The following is a 17,413-nucleotide window of genomic DNA, read 5'->3' on the forward strand; positions in this document are numbered from 1 at the left end:
GGCGCCGAAATGGCCCCGCAGCGCCCCGGCGACGGCCACACCGGTCGCTGACTTCCCCCCGCTTCGGCGCCGCAACCCCCCGCCCCCCCCCCCCCGGGGGGGGGCGCGGCCCCGCCGCGGCGTCGGGCCGGCCTCCACAGGGGAGACCGGCCCGTGCGTCAGAAGGCGGGGTCAGGAGCTGTAGCCGCGGCCGGCGATCCAGTTGGCCAGCTCGGTCACGTCCATCCAGTACGTCGGCGCGTCCGGCCGGGCCGGGTCGGCGATCAGCACCCGGTCGCCGTCGTCCTCGTACCGCACGACTGTCACGTAGTGACCGGGGTAGCTGTGCTCCACCCCGTCGACGTCCCGGGCGGCGCCCAGGATGTTCGCCACCACCGGCCGGTCGTCGTCCACAGCGGTACGGATGTCCGCGCGCAGGCGGTCGACCTGCCCACGGGTGGCCACGTCGTCGCGGATCTCGGTGGTCCGGTACTTGCCTCCGGTGTACTCGTTCAGCACCCGGGTGATGTCGATGGCCGAGTCGGTGCCGTTCTCGGTGGTGCCGAGCTTGGCGGCCAGCTCGTCCTGGCTCACGTCCCTGCCCTCGGCCGACAGCGCGATCCGGGTCGAGGCGGGACCGCAGTAGAAGTAGTTCGGCTGCGCCTGGTACTCGTAGTCGGCGGCACGGTCACCCTTGCCCTTGACCGGGGCGGCATGGGCGGCGGCCGGGCCGGCGACGGCACCGCCGGCCGCGGCCAGGCCGGCGACGGACAGCACGCACTTACGGATGATCGGATTCATTGTCGAGGCTCCATTCGGGGGTCGACGGCTCCGTGCGGGAGACGTGGCACCAGGAGTGGCGCTCGGCGTACGGAGAGTTCAACCGCCCTACTGCGGCACGCCATTTCCAGGCGTGGCCGGGGCCACACCGGAACCGGACGGACGGCTCAGCCGGGGAGACTTCCCAGTAGCCCGGTCACCGCGATCTCGATGACCACCCGCTCCGGATTCGGGCGCGGGGTGCGATACCGCTCGGCGTACCGGCGCTCGGCCTCGGCCACCGACTCCGGGTCGCGGCGCAGCACCGCCCGGCCCTCCACGGTCAGCCACCACCGGCCGTCGACCTGGCACACCGCGACCGGGACGCCGTCCGGCCCGGCCACCGCGACGTGCCGGGCCTTCGCCGACCCGGCGGAGGTGATCACCCGGGCCAGCCGGGCCGCCGGGTCGAAGGTCACCCCCACGGGTACGACGTGCGGGGTGCCGTCGGCACGGGGTGTGGTGAGCGTGGCGAGGTGCCGGTCCGCGAAGAAGCGGGCCACCCGCTCGTCGCCCGGATCCAACCGGTGCCGTCCCGCCATGTCGTCTCCTCGTTCGGCGTACCTGTGGAACCTCAGCGGCGGGGTGCCGGCGGCAGAGTCTTCACCGGGGACTCCCCGGCGGCCCGCTGCTCGGCGCGGTGCTTGGCGACCAGCCGGCCCAGGTAGAACAGCGCACCCGCCAGGACGCCCATGTCGTCCAGGTAGATCGGGTCGGGCAGCAGGTCCACCGGCAGGATCGTGTAGATCAGCGCGCCGTAGAACGCGACCTTGCCGCCGGCGCCGAGCGCGCCGAGCATGCGGCGCGTGCGGACCAGCCGGACGGCGAGGACCACCGCCCCGGCCAGCATCGCCACCGCGACGACGGCGGCGAGCACGACGAGCACCCAGGCTTCACGGGACACGCCATCACGCTAGTCGAGCCGGGCCGGTGCCGCCCGCTGACGTGGCACCGGCCGGCAGCGAACTCTCAGGCCGCGACTGCCGCCCGTCCCCGGGCCACCGGGGGCAGCTCGCGGGTGACCTCGACGGCCGCCGCCCCGGCCGGCAGTTCCCGGGTGGTCTCCGGCCCGGCGAACCCGACGATGGACAGTTCCGCCTGCGGCTCGGCGACCGGGTGCAGTGCGGCGAACACCTCGTCGCGCAGGCTCTGCGCCGCCGCCGCGGCCAGCTCGGCTGCCTGCCAGGCGGCCTGCTCCCGCTGGGCGGCGGCCCGGTGCCGTGCCGCCAGGTTGTCCCGGACCAGCCGGCGCAGCAGCAGTTCCTGCTCGACCGGGTGCCGGGTCGGGTCCCAGCCGTTGCCGCCGAGGATGTCGCTGAGCTGCCGCACCGTGATCTCGTTGCGCCACTGGGCGTCCATCGCGGCCCGGTGCAGCCAGCGCTCCCGGTCCGCGTATTCGGCCGGGGTCCGGGCGGTCCGGGGCAGCGGCAGCGCCGCGGCGGCAGCCAGGCGCCGTACGTCGTCCTCCGCCGCCTGGTACGCCTGCCAGGCCGACTCGGCCTCCTCCTGGGCGGTCAGCCACTCCGCCCGGCTGCGCTCCGCGGTAGCCGCCGCGCGGGAGGCTGCCACGGCGACCTCGTCGGCGTACCGGTCCCGGTCCCGGTCCTGTACGCGGGCCCGCTCGGCCTGTTCGATGCTGCTCGGCCGGGCGGCGTCGCTGATCCGGTCGACGAGTTCCGAGCGGAACCGGGACGGGCGGACGATCAGCGCGGCCACCACTGTCGCGGCCACGGCGAGCAGGACCAGCCAGATCACGGCGGCCGTGGGCATGTCGGGCAGGACGGCGGAGAAGACGGTCTGCATCACCAGCACCTCAAGGTGGAACGAAGGACGATAAGCGGTTGTGGCCCGGGCATCCGGGCGGGTGCGCGTCGTGAACGGAGACGCGGCACGCGCGGCAGGGCGTGAGGCGTGAGGCGTGCGGCCGTGGGGCCGCGCCGGGGCGTACCGGAAGGGCGCCCGGTCAGGCGCGCGGCGGACCGCGACGGGCGATGTGCGCGCGGCCGGGGTCGGCGGCGGCGACGACCTCGGTGCCGGGGACGCGCCCGGCGGAGCCGGCGGAAGAGGCTTCGGCGACGGTGGGGCTGGTGCCGGGACCGGTGGTCCGCAGGGCAGTGGTCGTGGCGTCGCCCGCCGTGAGTGCGGCGGAACGTGCGTGGCCGGCCGTGACCGCCCGCGGCGTCGCGACGTGCTCGATGACGGCGACGTGCTCGATCGTCGCGACGTGCTCGACGGCGTGCGAGGCGGTGGCGTGCGAGGACGCGGTGGCGTGGGCGGGTGTGGCGGCGATGCCCTGGAGGCCGACGATCAGCACCAGGCCGGCCACCGCCGTGCGGGCGATTCGGCGCAGCGTCGCCGTCCAGGTGGACGGGGCGAACGCTACGGGCAGCACCAATTCAACCTATCGGTCGGCAGACGATCTTGCAGCTCAAAGATCTTGCGGGTTACGTGAGCCACCACACGAGTCGGTGTGGACGGACCCTCACGCAGGCCCGACGCGAGACGGCGCGGCGCCCCTGCCGGGGTGCCGCGCCGTCTCGTGGATGCCGGGGTCAGTTGCCGCCGAGTACCGGCGGCGGAGCGGCGTCACCGTCGCCCCAGACCATCTCGTCCTCGGTGAGCCAGGTCAGCCGGCCGTCCGACTCGTCGTCGCCGTGGCCGCCGCGCCCGCCCAGCACGCCGCCGCGGCCGGCCATCGCGGGCCGCCCGTTTGCGCCGCCGGTGCGCTCGGCGGACTTGCTCCCGGCGTCGACGACGAGGCCGCGACCGGAGGTGAGCCGACCCGTGCCGGCTGCCGAGCGGGTCTCCGCGCCGGGCATGCCGCCGAGGCGGGCCGAGGCCGCCGAGTTGGGGCCGGTGCCCGCGAGCGCGCCGGTGCTCAGCACGCCGGGGGCACCGTAGAGCGAGCCGCCGCCGGGGCCGCCGGCGGTCATCGTCGCCGGGCCGCCGCCGGGGCCGAAGCCCGGGCCGCCGCCGACAGTCGGACCGCCGAGGGTGCTGGTCAGCGGAGTGGCGCCGGCCAGCGAGGTGCCGCCCGGGTCGACCGTCCCGGTGGTCGGCACCGAACCCGGGGTGCCCGCGCCGGGCTGGCCGCCCGGAGCGCCCGAACCCGGAGTGCCCGCACCGGGCGTGCCGCCGGTCGGGGCCGCGTGGTGCACGCCCGAGCTGGTCGCGGTGGCGCTCGCGCCCGGGCCGAAGCTGCCCAGGCTCGGGCCGGACGACGGCGTCTTCACCGACGGGCCGTTCTGCAGCGTGGGGTCACCGTTACCGGTGTGGCCGGGCAGCTCGGCCGCCGGCGGCTCCGGCACCACGATCCGGCTGTACGCCGAGAAGTCGTAGCCCTCGGCGAGCTTCGCCACGACCTGCACCATCCGCTGGTGCGCCTTCTCCTGCTCGGCCTTGTCCTGCTGGTGGCCGACGATCCCGCCGATCACCGCGCCCGCGGCGCCGCCGAGCAGGAAGCCCTTGCCGGCGCCGGAGAGCAGCTTGTCGTTGTCCTCCGTCTTCTCCGGGCTCTCGGCCTTGGCCTGCGCGGCCCGCAGCTCGCTGGACATCATGTCGAGGCCCTGCCGGATGCCCGTCATGCCCTCGGCGAGGCTGCCCGAGTAGCTCACGACCATGCCCAGCCGGCGGTGGAACTCCCGCGCGGCGTCGCCGGACCAGGTCTTCGTCAGCGCCTCCAGGTCGGCGGTCAGATCGCGGCCGAGGTCGTCGAGCGTGCCCTTCAGGGAGGTCCACTGGGCGCTCAGCGCCTCGATCTGCTTCGGGTCGCCCGCCTTGACGTCCTGGTAGAGCTCCTCGTGGCTGACGTGCTCGTAGCGCCGGGTGTACTCAGACACGCGGGTCCTCCTTCGGCTGCTTCATCGCCTCGTCGAGCCCGGAGAGGGCGGCGGCGATGTCGGCCGCGGCGGCGGCGTTGCGGGCCTCGGCGGTCTTGTAGTTCGTCATGATCTTCTGGGTCGCCTCGCGGGCGGCCAGGATCGCCCGGCGCAGCCGGTCGACGTGGTTGACGTAGCTCTGGTGCGTCTCGGAGTAGCGACGCGCGTTGTCGGTCGCGTCGGTGAACGTCCCGAGGGCCGGCGGGCGGCACTGCATCTGGGTGTTGAGCTTGCGCAACACCGACTCCGCCTGGTCCAGGCGCCGCTCGAGCCGCTGGTGGAAGTCCTCCAAGGACAGTACGTCTACTGTCGTGCGCCCCGTCATGGCTGCATCCCCGTAGTCCTCGTCGATAACCGTACGCCGCACTCAGGTTAGTCGAAGCGTGCCAACCCGGGCGACCCGTGACGGGGATCCTCCACTTCGGATGAGGGAGGGCGGTCAACCGCCCTGGACCTGGGCGGCCGCACCACCGGCCGAGGGTGTCGCGGCGGGCGCAGCGGGCGCTGACGCATCGAAGTACGCCATCGCGTCCTGCCGGGACAGCGTCGGGCCGGTCGGCACCAGCGCCAGCAGTGAGGCGGGCACCGCGAGCGGCGTCACGTCGCCGTATCCGAGCGCGCTCTTGGCGTCACCCCCGGCGGTGCCCAGCGGAAAGCGGATGCCCTGCGCGGTGATCAGGTAGACCGTCGACCCGGCCGCCGCCTTGCCGCTCTCGCCGGCCGTGGCCTGCACCAGCACGCCCTTGCCGCCGGGCAGGAGCACGTGCTCGGCGGTGCGTACGGCGTCCCGGCCGCCCTGCCGCGCCGGCATCGCGGTCGCCGAGGTCAGCTCGGCCGGCGCGGTGTCGAAGACCTCCAGCGTGGTGGTCGGCGGCTGGCCCGCCGGGCCGGGCCGGTAGGTGGCGCAGAGCACGGTGCGGCCCACGCGGACCTCGTGCAGCGCCGGCAGGCGGGCCGGCAGGCCGTCCGCGTCCAGCCGCTGGTCGGTGAGGAGCCGGCCCGCCTCGTCCGGAGTGATCTGCGTCACCTCGCCGCCGCCGCCGAGCAGCAGCAGCGCGGTGACCTCCCGGACGGTGGCCAGGCCCTGCCGGGTGAGCACGTAGTACTGGCCGGCGGCCTGGTAGACCTGGCCGATCCGGGCCGGCCGGCCGGCCACGGTGAGCCCGCTCGCGCCGCCGTCCCCGGCGATCGAAGGCTTGCGCAGCACCGGACCGACCGGGACCGCGTTCAGCAGTTGCTGCCCGACGGTCAGGTTCGTCGCGCCGGCCATCTTCAACGCCACCAGCGCCTGCTCGTCACCGGCCACCCGCAGCCGGGAACCGCCGGTGAGCAGGTAGCGGGCGTCGCTGGTCCGCACCACCACGGCCCGGTCGGCCAGCGACGTGCCGCCGGGCAGCGCGCGGTCGATCACCAGATGCGTGGTGGAGCGCTGCGGGTCGTTCGGATCCGGTACGTCGCACACCGACCACGGCAGCCCGACCAGGGACTTGCGATCCGGCAGGTCGTCCGGGGCGCCCACGATGCCGACCAGCCGCCCGCGTGGACGGTCCTTGATCGACGCCTGGGACATGGTGCGCGGCTGCGCCGCCGCGTCGTTGACGATCAACCGCGCCGAGGCGTAGTTGAGCGTCGGGCGCAACACCTTGTCCTCGCCGAAGTAGTACGTCGCGCCGGTCTCCCGCTCGATCACCAGCGTGTTCGGCTCCAGCGGCGCGGAGTTGCTGGTGAGCTGCCCGTACGCGCCCACGCCGCCGAGCACCACGGCTGCCGCGATGACGCTGCCGAACACCGCCATGCCGAGGCGGCGCATCGGCAGCTCGTTGGTCTCCGGGTCGCCGGAGAGCAGGGCGGAGACGATGCGGCGGGTGACGAAGCGGTACGCCTGCACCTGATCGCGGCGGGTCCGCATGACTAACCTCCGGCGGGGGTGGGTCCACGACGACAGGTCCGAGCGGCGCCGCGGGCTTCCCTACGATAAGGGGCCGTCGGGGGTGCGCCGGACCCCGTCCGCCGCCCGAACGACAGCAGCCGCCCGGCGGAGGCCCAGCATGTCCAGAAGGGACGCACACCGATGACGCAGCTCCAGGCGCCACCCGGTCGTACCGCCACCGCTCCCGCCGTACCGGCGGACCGGCCGGTCACCCCGGCGGACAGGCGCCGCCGGGGACGGCTCGGCCCGATCGTGGTCGGGCAGCTCGTGGCGGTGGAGTGCGCGGCGCTCGCCGTCTGGTTCGCCACCGCCGGCCCGACGTGGCTGCTCGCGGTGGTCGCCGTACTGGCGCTGCTGGCCGTGGGCGCGGCCTTCGCGCGCCGGGGCGGCCGCTGGTGGTACGAGGACCTGATGCTCCGCCGCCGGCTGCGCCGGCGCCGCGACCGGGCCCGGGGTGCGGCGCCCGGCGGTGACCCGCGGCTCGCCGCGCTCGCGCCGGAGCTGACAGTGGTGGAGCTGACCGAGCGCGGCACCCGGCTCGGCATCGGGCAGGACGACCGGGGCTGGTTCGCCGCGCTGGCGTTGACCGGCCGTCCCGGCGCGCCCGCCGGGTCGGTCGAGGCGGCGGTGGTGGACCGCGCGCTCGCGGTGCTCGCCGACTTCTCCGGCCCGGTCACCCAGACCCAGGTCGTCTCGCACACCCTCGTCTGGTACCCGGCTCCCGGCGCGCCGCCGTCCGCGTACCGGACCGTGTGGGTGGCGCTGCGCCTGTCGGTGTCCGACGCGCGGGCCGAGACGGTGAGCCGGGGCGGCGGGCTGCGCGGCGTGCACCGCACGGTGGCGGCCGGCGTGGGCCGGCTCGGCAAGGCGCTCAACGCCGCCGGCCTCGCCCACCGGGTGCTCGACCGCGACGAACTGCACGCGGCGGTGGTGTCCGGGGCCGGGCTCGACCTCGCGCCGGAGTCCCCGGTGGAGACGTGGACCAGCCTGCGCGGGGGCGGCTGGACGCAGCGCTGCCTGGCCCTGCGGGTACGCCCCAACGGATCGCTCGGCGCGCTCGTGGACGCGGTCACGGCCACCTCCGCGCCCTCGCACACGGTCGCCGCGGTGGTGCTCCCGGGCGGCCGGCGGGTGCCGCCGCTGCTGCGGGTGGCGGCCATGGACGGGCACGCCGAGGCGCTTGTCAAGGCGGTCCGGGAGATGGCCCGGCGCGCGGGCGTGCCGGCCCGCCCGCTGGACGGCCAGCACGGTCCGGGCGTCTACGCCACCGCGCCGGTCGGCACCGCGATGGGGACGGTCACGGTCGAAGGTTGACGATCCAGCCGTACGCGCCGCAGACCCAGAAGGTCAGCGGCACCAGCGCGACGATCAGCAGGATCTCGATGATGTCCAGGGTCCGGCCCCAGACCGGGGAGATCCGCTTGCCGGCCACTGTCAGGCCGTAGACCAGGCTGATCACGGCCACCACGGCCAGGCCGCCGAGGATCAGCCCGAGCCGTACCGCGAGCGAGCCCGCGGCGAACGTGGCGGCGGCGACAAGCGCCAGGCCGACGGTGCCGGACAGCAGCACCGGCGTGCGCTGGGCGCGGCTGAGGAACGGGCGTGCCCGCAGCAGCGACAGCAGCGCCAGCACCAGGCAGAGCAGGACCGCCGGGAGCCGGCCGTCCTCGGCGAGCACCACCTCGCCGCCGAGCACCAGCAGCGAGACGGTCCAGAGCAGGCCGGTGAGGAACCCGTCGGCGCGCTCGCTGTTGCGCAGCACCGACGGGCCGTCCACCGACTCGGTGTCGGTCTTGAGGTCGTCCGGTCCGGTGGGGATGGACGGCACCGGCAGCCGGGCCAGGCGGTAGGCGAGCATCGGCAGCGCGGGCAGCGCGCCGAACGCGACGGTCGCGACGATCGCCGCCGAGGCCGCCGCGCCGATGCCGAAGGCCAGGCTGAGCACCGCGCCGAGGCCGACCGCGCCGCCCACGCCCACCGCGCCGAGGAACAGCGGCAGGCGGTCGCCGACCGCGAGCGCGGCGATCGCGCCGAACACCACCACGGCGGTGCCGGCGAGCAGGACGTGCGGGCCGGCCAGCTCGCCGAGCGTCCGGTCCCCGGCGAGCACCAGCAGGCCGCCGACGCCCGCGTAACCGATTCCGACGAGGGCCAGCACCGCGCCGGTGCGGCTGTCACCGGCGGCCCGGGACAGCACCGCGGCGCCGACCAGCAGCGCCACCGCGACCACGAAGGCGGCGGCCGCGCCGGGCAGCTGCGGCGGGCCGGTGAGCAGCGTCGCCACCGCGCCCCCGGCCAGCGCCGAGGCGGCGAGCAGGACCGCGAACAGCCGTGTGGTGCCCACCTGCCAGGCGCCCGCCCGCTGGGTGGTGGAGGTGGCGACCGCGTCCACCACGTCGTCGAAGACGATCTCGGGGGCGGTCGCCGCACGCGGGTTGAAGTAGAGCACCTCGCCGTCGCGTACCCCGAGCTGCGCCGCGGTACGGCCACCGTCGAGCGGTTGGCCGCCGAGCCGGGACAGGGCCCAGCCGCCGTGCCGTACGCCCTCGTCGGCCAGGTCCTCGCCCGCGTACCGCAGCAGCGTGGGGAGCAGGTCGGCGAGCGGCACGTCGGACGGCAGCGCCAGGTCCATCCTGGTACGCGGCGCCACGATGGTGATCCGGCTCAGTCCGCCGGTCGCCGTCTTCGTCGCCACAGTGGCCTCCTCGTGCTCGCATACGATCCGCTGGGCCGTCGGCGCCGCCTTCACGGGTCCACGACGCCTGACGGAGATTACCTACGATGGCGGTCGCACAGGTTGCCCACCCGACGCTCACCGGCGGTGGCAGACCACGATCAGGGCCGCTTCTGGGGAGGGAGAGCCGTGAGTACGGTGGTGTTCCGCCGACTTCCGCGTCAACCGGGGCCCGCGCTGCCGCGCGGCGAGGTGCTGCTGGAGTCCCCGCCCGAGTTGCCCGAGCCGCAGGCCAAGGGCATGGGCCAGGTGCTGATGATCCTGCCGATGCTCTGCGGTGTCGGCGCGATGGCGTTCCTCTACGCGGGCCGGGGCGGCGGCATGATGACGTACGTCGCGGGTGGCCTGTTCGGTGTGTCCATGCTGGGCATGGCGATCGGCACGCTCGGCAACGGCGGCAAGGACAAGGCCGAGCTGAACGCCCAGCGGCGCGACTACATGCGCTACCTCGCGCAGATGCGCAAGCGCACCCGGCGGGCGGCCGAGCAGCAGCGCGCCGCGATGACGTGGCGGCACCCGGAGCCGGACGCGCTCTGGTCGATCGCCGCCTCGCGCCGGCTCTGGGAGCGGCGGATCACCGAGGACGACTTCGGCGAGGTGCGGATCGCGCTCGGCCCGCAGCGGCTCGCGGTGGAGATCGTGCCGCCGGAGACCAAGCCGGTGGAGGACCTGGAACCGATGAGCGCGATCGCGCTGCGCCGGTTCGTCCGGGCCCACTCCAGCGTGCCGGATCTGCCGACCGCGCTGTCGCTGCGCGCGTTCAGCCGGATCGCGTTGCGCGGCGACCGGGAGGCGGTGCTGGATCTGGCGCGGGCCGCGCTGGGCCAGCTGGTCACGTTCCACGCCCCGGAGGACCTCCTGGTGGTGGTGGTGGCCGCGCCGGACCGGCAGGCGGCCTGGGACTGGGTGAAGTGGCTGCCGCACGCCCAGCACCCGGGGCGTACGGACGCGGCGGGCGCGCGCCGGATGGTGTACGCCGCGCTGGACGAGGCGGAGACCGCGCTGGCCCAGGATCTGGGCGGGCGGCCCCGGTTCGCGCCGGAGGCGAAGCCGCTGACCACCGCTCCACACGTGGTGGTGGTGCTGGACGGCGGCGAGGTCTCGGCGACCTGCGCGCTGACCGGGCCGGGCCTGCTCGGCACGACGGTGTTCGACCTGTCCGGCGCGGTACCGCGCGACGCCGGGCGCTGGCTGCTCTGCCTGGACGCGGGGGACGGCACCGGGCTGGACCTGGTCCGTGGCGCCGCCACGTCGCGGCTCGGCCGGCCGGACCGGCTCTCCCTGAGCGCGGCCGAGGGGCTGGCCCGGCAGATCGCCCCGTTCCGGCTCTCCCAGCAGCAGGGCGCGAGCACCGAGGAGCCGCTGGCCCGCAGCATGGAGCTGCCCGATCTGCTCGGTGTCGGCGACGCGGCGACTGTGGACGTCCGGCAGACGTGGCGTCCGCGCAGCCACCGCGACCGGTTGCGCATCCCGCTCGGCCTGGGTCCGGACGGCAACGTGGTGGAGCTCGACTTCAAGGAGTCCGCGCACGAGGGCATGGGCCCGCACGGCCTGGTCATCGGCGCTACCGGCTCCGGCAAGAGCGAACTGCTGCGTACGGTGGTCGGGGCGCTCGCCGTGACGCACTCCTCGGAGGAGCTGAACTTCGTCCTCGTCGACTTCAAGGGCGGCGCGACGTTCGCCTCGCTGGACGCGTTGCCGCACACCAGCGCGGTGATCACGAACCTCTCCGACGAGCTGCCGCTGGTCGACCGGATGCGGGACGCGCTCGCCGGTGAGATGAACCGCCGGCAGGAGGTGCTGCGGGCGGCGGGCAACTACGTCTCCCGGTACGACTACGAGAAGGCGCGGGCCGCCGGTGAGCAGCTGGAGCCGATGCCCAGCCTGCTGATCATCTGTGACGAGTTCTCCGAGCTGCTGGCGGCCAAGCCGGACTTCATCGACCTGTTCGTGATGATCGGCCGGCTCGGCCGGTCGCTCGGCGTGCACCTGCTGCTGGCCTCGCAGCGGCTGGAGGAGGGCAAGCTACGCGGCCTGGACACGCACCTGTCGTACCGGATCGGTCTGCGTACGTTCTCGGCGGTGGAGAGCCGGATCGTGCTCGGCGTGCCGGACGCGTACGAGCTGCCCAGCGCGCCCGGTCACGGCTACCTGAAGACCGACACCGCGACCATGCTGCGGTTCCGCGCCGCCTACGTCTCCGGCCCGTACCGGGCGCCGGGGCAGGTGCAGCGCTCCACCCGGGCGCAGGTGCAGCGCCGGATCGTCCCGTACGGCATCGACTACGTGCCGGCGCCCGCGACGCCCAGCCCGGCGGAGGCGACCCCGGAACCGGAGCAGGCCGGCGACGGCAAGGCCGTGGCGATGCTGGACGTGCTGATCGGCCAGCTCAAGGGCCGCGGCAAGCCGGCGCACCAGGTGTGGCTGCCGCCGCTGGCGGAACCGTCCGGGCTGGCCGAGTTGCTGCCGAAGTTGAGCGTGCACCCGACGTACGGCCTGACCACCGCCGACTGGCCGGGGCGGGGCCGGCTGGCGGTGCCGGTGGGCATCGTGGACCGGCCGTACGAGCAGCGCCGCGATCCGATGATGGTGGACCTGGCCGGGGCGGGCGGCAACGTGGTGATCGTGGGGGCGTCGCTGAGCGGCAAGAGCACGATGCTGCGGTCGATGCTGGCGTCGCTGGCGCTCACCCACACGCCGCGCGAGGTGCAGTTCTTCTGCCTCGACTTCGGCGGCGGCGCGCTGCGCAGCCTGGAGGGGCTGCCGCACACCTCGGGTGTGGCGGGGCGGCGGGACACCGAGGCGGTCCGGCGGACGGTGGCCGAGGTGGTCGCGGTGATCGACGAGCGGGAGAACCGGTTCACTCAGCACGGCATCGACTCGGTGGCCAGTTACCGGCGTCGCCGGGCGGCGGGTGAGTTCGCCGACGACCCGTTCGGTGACGTCTTCCTCGTGGTGGACGGCTGGAACACGCTGCGTCAGGAGTACGAGGAGCTGGAGCAGACGATCACCAACCTGGCGAACCGGGGCCTGGGCTTCGGTGTGCACGTGGTGATCACGGCGGTGCGGTGGGCGGAGATCCGGATCAACATGCGGGACCTGCTCGGCACCAAGCTGGAGCTGCGGCTCGGTGACCCGTCGGAGTCGGAGATCGACAGGCGGGCGGCGCAGAACGTGCCGGTGGGCGCGCCCGGTCGCGGTCTGACCCGGGACAAGCTGCACTTCCTGACCGCGATCTCGCGGATCGACGGCAAGCGTGACATCGAGGACCTGACCGAGGCGTCGGTGGCGCTGGCCGGTCACGTCGCGGCGAACTGGCCGGGACAGCCGGCGCCGAAGGTGCGGCTGCTGCCGCGCAGGCTGACGGTGACCGAGCTGGCGAAGGTGGTCGACAGGTCCGCCCCGGGCATCCCGATCGGCGTCAACGAGTCGGCGCTCGCCCCGGTCTACCTGGACCTGGCGGGGGAGCCGCACCTGACCGTGTTCGGCGACGCCGAGTGCGGCAAGACCAACCTGCTGCGGCTGATCGCCCGGGGGATCGCCGAGCGGTACACCCCGGCCCAGGCGCGGCTGGTCATCGCCGACTACCGGCGTGGTCTGCTGGGCGCGGTCGAGGGGGATCACCTGCTCGACTACGCGCCGTCGAACCAGGTGTTCAGCCAGGGGCTCGGGTCGATACGCAGCGCCCTGCAGAACCGGCTGCCCGGCCCGGACGTGACCACCGCGCAGCTGCGCGACCGGAGCTGGTGGAAGGGCCCGGAGCTGTACATCCTGGTGGACGACTACGACCTGGTCGCCTCCGGTGGCAGCAACCCGCTCAGCGCGCTGCACGAACTGCTGCCGCAGGCGCGGGACATCGGCCTGCACCTGATCATCACGCGCCGGGTCGGCGGTGTCGCCCGGGCGCTGTACGAGCCGGTGCTGCAACGCCTGCGCGAGCTGGACTCGCCGGGCCTGCTGATGTCCGGCAGCCGGGAGGAGGGCGCGGTCTTCGGCAACCTGCGGCCGACCCCGCAGCCGCCGGGCCGGGGCACGCTCGTGCGCCGCCGCGACGGTCAGCAGCTCATCCAGACCGCGTGGACGGAACCCGCCTGACGGGACGGACGGCGGGAGTCCGGTCCGGTAGCGTCGGCCCGATCGATCGTCGCGAGTGGGAAAGGGGCGCGTAGGTGAGCAGCCCGTCGGGTTTCGGTGCGGCAATGGAGGGCCTGCTGCGCCAGGCGCAGGAACAGCAGCGCCGGCTGGCCGAGCTCCAGCGGCAGCGCGCGGAGCTACGGGTCACCGGGGAGAGCCCGGACGGGCTGGTGCGGGTGACTGTGGACGGCGACATGAAGGTCGGCGACGTCGAGCTGAACGCGCGGGCGATGCGGCTGGACAGCTTCTCCCTGGCCGAGTCGATGCAGGCCGCGATCGACGCGGCGTACGCCGCCTTCGAGGAGCGGCAGCGCGAGATGCTGAGCGAGATGCTCGGCGACTCCGAGACGGTCCGCCAGGCGCAGAACGGCACGCTCACCCCCGAAGACTGGTTCCGCCGCTTCGGGGTGGACCTGTCCGACCCGACCCGCAACCTGCGGCGCTGAACGAGAGGAAGGCCGACGATGCCGAACACCGTCGACGTCGACGCGATCCGGAAGGCCGGCCAGCGGCTCGACGCCCCGGACGGCCCGATCCAATACCTGCGCAACGTCGAGACGCTGCTGGCCGAGGTCAAGCTGCCCGGCACTGCGCTGAGCTGGTTCGGCACCGGGGCGGTGGAGCGGCACAACGCGGCTGTGGACGGGCACCTGGCCAACGTCCGCGGCGGTGTGGAGCATCTGCGCAGGGTCGCCGAGCAGCTCGAACAGAGCGCGAAGAACTGGGAGAAGTCGGATCAGCCCTGGGTGGTCAAGTGACCGGCCGGGTCCGCCACGGAAGGGACGCCTGATGCCACCGGAGATCCTCATCGCCAACGCCTCGGGGACGGTGACCGGCTCGGTGTCGGTCGCGCAGACCACGGCTCCGGTCCGCTCGGCGGCGGCCATCGCCAAGGGCAACCTGGTCTGGATCGCCGCCTCGGCGGCGCTGATCGGCACGATCCTCTATCTGGAGTCGTTCGACAACCAGCAGGTGAACGAGTCGATCAAGAAGTGGGACGAGGCGGCCCGCCTGCTCGGCGCGGACCAGTTCGGCGCGGCCATGGCGGCGGTTCCGCCGGACGCGGCGGAGTGGGACTTCGACGACCGGGACGCGTTCGACCTGTTCCTCCGCAAGCTCGGCGCGGAGATCAACTCGCTGGCCGAGGCGTTCGCCGCCAACCGGGACACGCTCACCGCGGCCCGCGACGCGTACAACGACGCGGTCTCCGGCCTGGCCCAGGCGCTCATGCCGATCCTGGTCGCGGTGATCGCCTCGATCGCGCTCCAGTTCTTTCCCGCCACCACGGCGCTGGCCCAGGCCATCGGCATCGCCGGCCTGGCCGCGACGGCCGCCATCCTGGTCCTGGTCTTCGGCGAGATCAGCGCGCTGCTGCACGCGCTGCTGGCCGCCTTCCACACCGACGACCGGTTCACCTTCACCGCGGACTCCCGTCCCGGCTGGGCGCCGACCGGCTCCGACCCGGACATCAAGGACATCAAGATCGACTGGGTGCGGGACTCCAAGTTCTACGGGTGACGGGAGCGACGCGTGGAAACCCTGCTCTTCTCGCTGTTGCTGTACGTGCTGCTGACCATCCCGGTCTTCGTGGTCCTGATGCTGTTCGCCGGGCTGACCCGCTCGGCGAAGCTGCGGCGGGCCGCCGAGGTGGTGGCGTTGAGCACCTGCGCGGCGCTGCTGGTGCTGGCGTTCCAGCGCGCGTTCACCAAGCCGGTGCTGTGGGTCGTGGTGGTGCTGCTGATCGCGGTGCTGGCCTTCGGCGTGTCGACGATCGTCAGATCCACACGGGAACGTCCCTGACCTCGGCGACGACCGTCCACCTCGTACGGACGACGCCGGATCGCGTTGCCGTTGAGGGCTGTCGGAATACGTCGATGGGTCATCAGGGCTGCGCGGGTTGGACGTCGTCCGCTACGGTTCGGATGAAGTGTCCGTCGGTGGGGTGTGTACGCCTTGCCGCGGGGGAGGGCGCGGCGGAACCGCCGCCACAAGATGACGGAAGGGTGTGAAGCATGGCGTTCGAGGTCAGTGCAGCGACTCTGCACACCGCCGCGAGTGACGTGCGGTCCACGCGCAGCGACGTCGACGGCGAGCTCAAGAAGCTGTGGAACGTGGTCGACGACCTGGCGATGGCCTGGAAGGGCCAGGCGTCCACGGGCTTCCAGGGCCTGATGAACCGCTGGAACGAGGACACGGCGAAGCTGCTGACCGCGATGGACAACATCGCGGACCTGCTCGACAAGTCGGGCACCACGCACCAGGTGAACGACGAAGAGCAGCAGCAGATGCTGGACAAGTTCCACGCTGCTCTCAACCCGTGATCCGCGAAGACAGGCAGAGGAGGAATCGATGAGCATCAAGGTTGATTACGCTGTTCTGGAGAGCAGCAACCAGCAGATGCAGGCCATCTCGCGGACCATCGACGAGAAGCTGGACACGCTACGGGCGATGCTGACCAAGCTCGAGTGGGAGGGCCAGGACCGGGCCGCCTACCAGCAGCACCAGGCCCAGTGGGACGCCGCCGTGCGGGACATCAACAAGGTCCTGAACGAGATCGGCGGCGCGGTGGGCATCGCGCGCGAGAACTACATGACCACGGAGATGAGCAACTCCAAGGTCTGGGGCAACTGACCCCGACCGGTCCACAGCGGCTCCGCTCCGGCTCGTGCCGGGCGGAGCCGTCGCGCATCGTCAGGCGTCCTGCGGCACGTCGCGCCGGCCCGGCCGCCACCCGCGCCGCCGTCCGCGTACCAGGATGGGCCGCAGCGTCAGCAGGACGCCGGCCAGCAGCGCGCCCACGACGGCGACCCAGATCGCGACCGGGCGCTGCCAGGCCAGCGGGTCGGCCGGCGGCGCCGGTGGCGGCATGGCGCCCAGCGGCGGGTCGTTCCGGGTGCCGAGCAGGCTGGTGACCGCCCGGTACGGGCTGACCATCCCGTAGCCGACCTCGGCGTTGTGCCCGTCGGGCGGGTTGTCGGCGGTGCGGGTCAGCCGGTAGGCGACCTCCTCGGCGCTGATGTCCGGGTGGGCGGCCCGCACCAGCGCCGCCGCCCCGGACACGTACGCGCTGGCGAAGCTCGTCCCGCCCTGCGGTTCGGCCCGGTAGCCCGACCCCTGCGGCGCGGGCCCGACGATGTTCAGGCCGGGGCCGGCGATGTCCACATAGTCGCCGCTGACCGAGCTGCCGACGTGCCCGCCCTGCTCGTCGATGCCGGCGACGGCGATGACACCCGGGTACGCCGCCGGGTAGGCCGGCCGGTCCTCCCGGTTCTCCTGCCGGTTGCCGGCGGAGGCGACGACGACCACGTCCTTGCCGAGCGCGTACTGCACGGCGGACTTCAGCGCCGGGTCGTCGAGCGTGACCAGGGACAGGTTGATCACGTCGGCGTCGTTGTCGACCGCCCAGCGGATCGCCTTGCCGATCTCGGCCGGCACGTTGGGGTCGAAGTTCTCCTTGTTCTCGGCCAGCACCCGCAGCGGCAGGATCTTCGCCTCCGGCGCGATGCCGGTGTACGGCGAGCCGGTGCCCTCCCGGCCGGCGATGATGCCCGCGACCATGGTGCCGTGGCCGACCAGGTCGCACTGTCCCTTCAGGCGGACGAGCTGGTTGAAGTCCTCCCCCGGCAGCACCCGTCCCCGTAGCAGCGGGTGGGCCGGTGAGACCCCGGAGTCGATCACCGCGACGGTGATCCCGGCGCCCTTGCCGACCCGCCACGCGGCAGCCGGGTCGAGGCGGCTGATCGCCCAGGGCACCTCGGTGGGGGCGGGGCCGCCGGTCGGGCCGCACTTCGGGGCGGCCAGCGCGGGCGCGGGCACCGCGAGCGCGCCGCCGAGCAGGGCGGCCACCGCCGCTCCGGAGAGGACGGACCTGATCCGGTGTCCGGCCCGGACGCGTCCCGTGGTCGCGCCCGGCCGCAAGCTGTCGCGCACGCGCTGAGA

General features: G+C 73.8%; 18 protein-coding genes. 8 read left to right on the forward strand and 10 right to left on the reverse strand.

The genetic code is table 11. From position 1 onward, the window contains the following. Window positions 1-171: 171 nt before the first annotated feature. The 8 genes from AB0D28_RS07340 to eccB all read right to left on the reverse strand — a co-directional run bounded on the left by AB0D28_RS07340 (window position 172) and on the right by eccB (window position 6,585). A complete protein-coding gene (locus AB0D28_RS07340; RefSeq protein ID WP_357383234.1) occupies window positions 172-780 on the reverse strand; it encodes a C39 family peptidase in 609 nt (202 codons plus the stop codon). A 146-nt stretch (window positions 781-926) separates the two neighbouring features. Next, window positions 927-1,340 carry a pyridoxamine 5'-phosphate oxidase family protein gene (locus tag AB0D28_RS07345; RefSeq protein ID WP_357383236.1) on the reverse strand — a complete coding sequence of 138 codons (414 nt, stop codon included), beginning with the start codon at window positions 1,338-1,340 and terminating at the stop codon, window positions 927-929. Between the two features lie 32 nt (window positions 1,341-1,372). Beyond that, window positions 1,373-1,702 (reverse strand): YkvA family protein, encoded by a 330-nt coding sequence (locus tag AB0D28_RS07350; protein WP_357383238.1) that lies wholly within the window; start codon window positions 1,700-1,702, stop codon window positions 1,373-1,375. Window positions 1,703-1,767: 65 nt separating this feature from the next. Continuing rightward, window positions 1,768-2,601: a hypothetical protein gene (locus tag AB0D28_RS07355; RefSeq protein WP_357383240.1), complete on the reverse strand. Its 834-nt coding sequence runs from the start codon at window positions 2,599-2,601 to the stop codon at window positions 1,768-1,770. Window positions 2,602-2,761: 160 nt separating this feature from the next. Continuing rightward, complete coding sequence (locus AB0D28_RS07360) at window positions 2,762-3,190, reverse strand: hypothetical protein (protein ID WP_357383242.1); 429 nt, start codon at window positions 3,188-3,190, stop codon at window positions 2,762-2,764. Between the two features lie 160 nt (window positions 3,191-3,350). Next, window positions 3,351-4,637 (reverse strand): WXG100 family type VII secretion target, encoded by a 1,287-nt coding sequence (locus AB0D28_RS07365; RefSeq protein ID WP_357383244.1) that lies wholly within the window; start codon window positions 4,635-4,637, stop codon window positions 3,351-3,353. Further along, window positions 4,630-5,001 carry a hypothetical protein gene (locus AB0D28_RS07370; protein WP_357383246.1) on the reverse strand — a complete coding sequence of 124 codons (372 nt, stop codon included), beginning with the start codon at window positions 4,999-5,001 and terminating at the stop codon, window positions 4,630-4,632. Before AB0D28_RS07370 ends, AB0D28_RS07365 begins: the two co-directional genes overlap by 8 nt. Before the next feature lie 114 nt (window positions 5,002-5,115). After that, the gene (gene eccB, locus AB0D28_RS07375; RefSeq protein WP_357383248.1) at window positions 5,116-6,585 is read right to left on the reverse strand and encodes a type VII secretion protein EccB; all 1,470 of its coding nucleotides are present in this window, start codon (window positions 6,583-6,585) and stop codon (window positions 5,116-5,118) included. A gap of 162 nt (window positions 6,586-6,747) precedes the next feature. Between eccB and AB0D28_RS07380 the strand changes: the two genes are divergently transcribed. Beyond that, a complete protein-coding gene (locus AB0D28_RS07380) occupies window positions 6,748-7,920 on the forward strand; it encodes a type VII secretion protein EccE (protein WP_357383250.1) in 1,173 nt (390 codons plus the stop codon). On the opposite strand, the gene eccD is transcribed toward AB0D28_RS07380, so the two are convergent. Beyond that, entirely contained in the window at window positions 7,904-9,301 is a 1,398-nt protein-coding gene (gene eccD, locus AB0D28_RS07385) for a type VII secretion integral membrane protein EccD (protein WP_357383252.1), read from the reverse strand. The two genes, AB0D28_RS07380 and eccD, sit on opposite strands and share 17 nt — an antisense overlap. A gap of 168 nt (window positions 9,302-9,469) precedes the next feature. Here eccD and eccCa point away from each other — a divergent pair, with 168 nt between their 5' ends. From eccCa to AB0D28_RS07420, 7 genes are all read left to right on the forward strand, one after another. After that, a complete protein-coding gene (eccCa, locus tag AB0D28_RS07390) occupies window positions 9,470-13,435 on the forward strand; it encodes a type VII secretion protein EccCa (RefSeq protein WP_357383254.1) in 3,966 nt (1,321 codons plus the stop codon). A 74-nt stretch (window positions 13,436-13,509) separates the two neighbouring features. After that, window positions 13,510-13,920, forward strand: a complete 411-nt coding sequence (locus tag AB0D28_RS07395) for a YbaB/EbfC family nucleoid-associated protein (protein ID WP_357383256.1) — start codon at window positions 13,510-13,512, stop codon at window positions 13,918-13,920. 18 nt (window positions 13,921-13,938) lie between these two features. Next, the gene (locus AB0D28_RS07400; RefSeq protein ID WP_357383258.1) at window positions 13,939-14,232 is read left to right on the forward strand and encodes a hypothetical protein; all 294 of its coding nucleotides are present in this window, start codon (window positions 13,939-13,941) and stop codon (window positions 14,230-14,232) included. A 31-nt stretch (window positions 14,233-14,263) separates the two neighbouring features. Then, window positions 14,264-14,992 (forward strand): hypothetical protein, encoded by a 729-nt coding sequence (locus AB0D28_RS07405; protein ID WP_357383260.1) that lies wholly within the window; start codon window positions 14,264-14,266, stop codon window positions 14,990-14,992. Window positions 14,993-15,004: 12 nt separating this feature from the next. Then, the gene (locus tag AB0D28_RS07410) at window positions 15,005-15,274 is read left to right on the forward strand and encodes a hypothetical protein (RefSeq protein ID WP_357383262.1); all 270 of its coding nucleotides are present in this window, start codon (window positions 15,005-15,007) and stop codon (window positions 15,272-15,274) included. A 212-nt stretch (window positions 15,275-15,486) separates the two neighbouring features. After that, window positions 15,487-15,795, forward strand: a complete 309-nt coding sequence (locus AB0D28_RS07415) for a WXG100 family type VII secretion target (RefSeq protein ID WP_354868205.1) — start codon at window positions 15,487-15,489, stop codon at window positions 15,793-15,795. Window positions 15,796-15,823: 28 nt separating this feature from the next. Beyond that, window positions 15,824-16,105 carry a WXG100 family type VII secretion target gene (locus tag AB0D28_RS07420; RefSeq protein WP_013283773.1) on the forward strand — a complete coding sequence of 94 codons (282 nt, stop codon included), beginning with the start codon at window positions 15,824-15,826 and terminating at the stop codon, window positions 16,103-16,105. A 60-nt stretch (window positions 16,106-16,165) separates the two neighbouring features. On the opposite strand, the gene mycP is transcribed toward AB0D28_RS07420, so the two are convergent. Then, on the reverse strand, window positions 16,166-17,404 hold the full coding sequence (gene mycP, locus AB0D28_RS07425) for a type VII secretion-associated serine protease mycosin (RefSeq protein ID WP_357383265.1): 1,239 nt from the start codon (window positions 17,402-17,404) through the stop codon (window positions 16,166-16,168). Window positions 17,405-17,413 lie beyond the last annotated feature (9 nt).

Source organism: Micromonospora sp. NPDC048169 (assembly GCF_040652815.1).
GTDB lineage: Bacteria > Actinomycetota > Actinomycetes > Mycobacteriales > Micromonosporaceae > Micromonospora.

Coding starts and splice junctions, on each gene's coding strand:
- AB0D28_RS07340 (WP_357383234.1), bottom strand. CDS start 780: ATGAATCCGATCATCCGTAAGTGCGTGCTGTCCGTCGCCGGCCTGGCC.
- AB0D28_RS07345 (WP_357383236.1), bottom strand. CDS start 1,340: ATGGCGGGACGGCACCGGTTGGATCCGGGCGACGAGCGGGTGGCCCGC.
- AB0D28_RS07355 (WP_357383240.1), bottom strand. CDS start 2,601: ATGCAGACCGTCTTCTCCGCCGTCCTGCCCGACATGCCCACGGCCGCC.
- AB0D28_RS07370 (WP_357383246.1), bottom strand. CDS start 5,001: ATGACGGGGCGCACGACAGTAGACGTACTGTCCTTGGAGGACTTCCAC.
- eccB (WP_357383248.1), bottom strand. CDS start 6,585: ATGCGGACCCGCCGCGATCAGGTGCAGGCGTACCGCTTCGTCACCCGC.
- AB0D28_RS07380 (WP_357383250.1), top strand. CDS start 6,748: ATGACGCAGCTCCAGGCGCCACCCGGTCGTACCGCCACCGCTCCCGCC.
- AB0D28_RS07400 (WP_357383258.1), top strand. CDS start 13,939: ATGCCGAACACCGTCGACGTCGACGCGATCCGGAAGGCCGGCCAGCGG.
- AB0D28_RS07405 (WP_357383260.1), top strand. CDS start 14,264: ATGCCACCGGAGATCCTCATCGCCAACGCCTCGGGGACGGTGACCGGC.
- AB0D28_RS07415 (WP_354868205.1), top strand. CDS start 15,487: ATGGCGTTCGAGGTCAGTGCAGCGACTCTGCACACCGCCGCGAGTGAC.
- AB0D28_RS07420 (WP_013283773.1), top strand. CDS start 15,824: ATGAGCATCAAGGTTGATTACGCTGTTCTGGAGAGCAGCAACCAGCAG.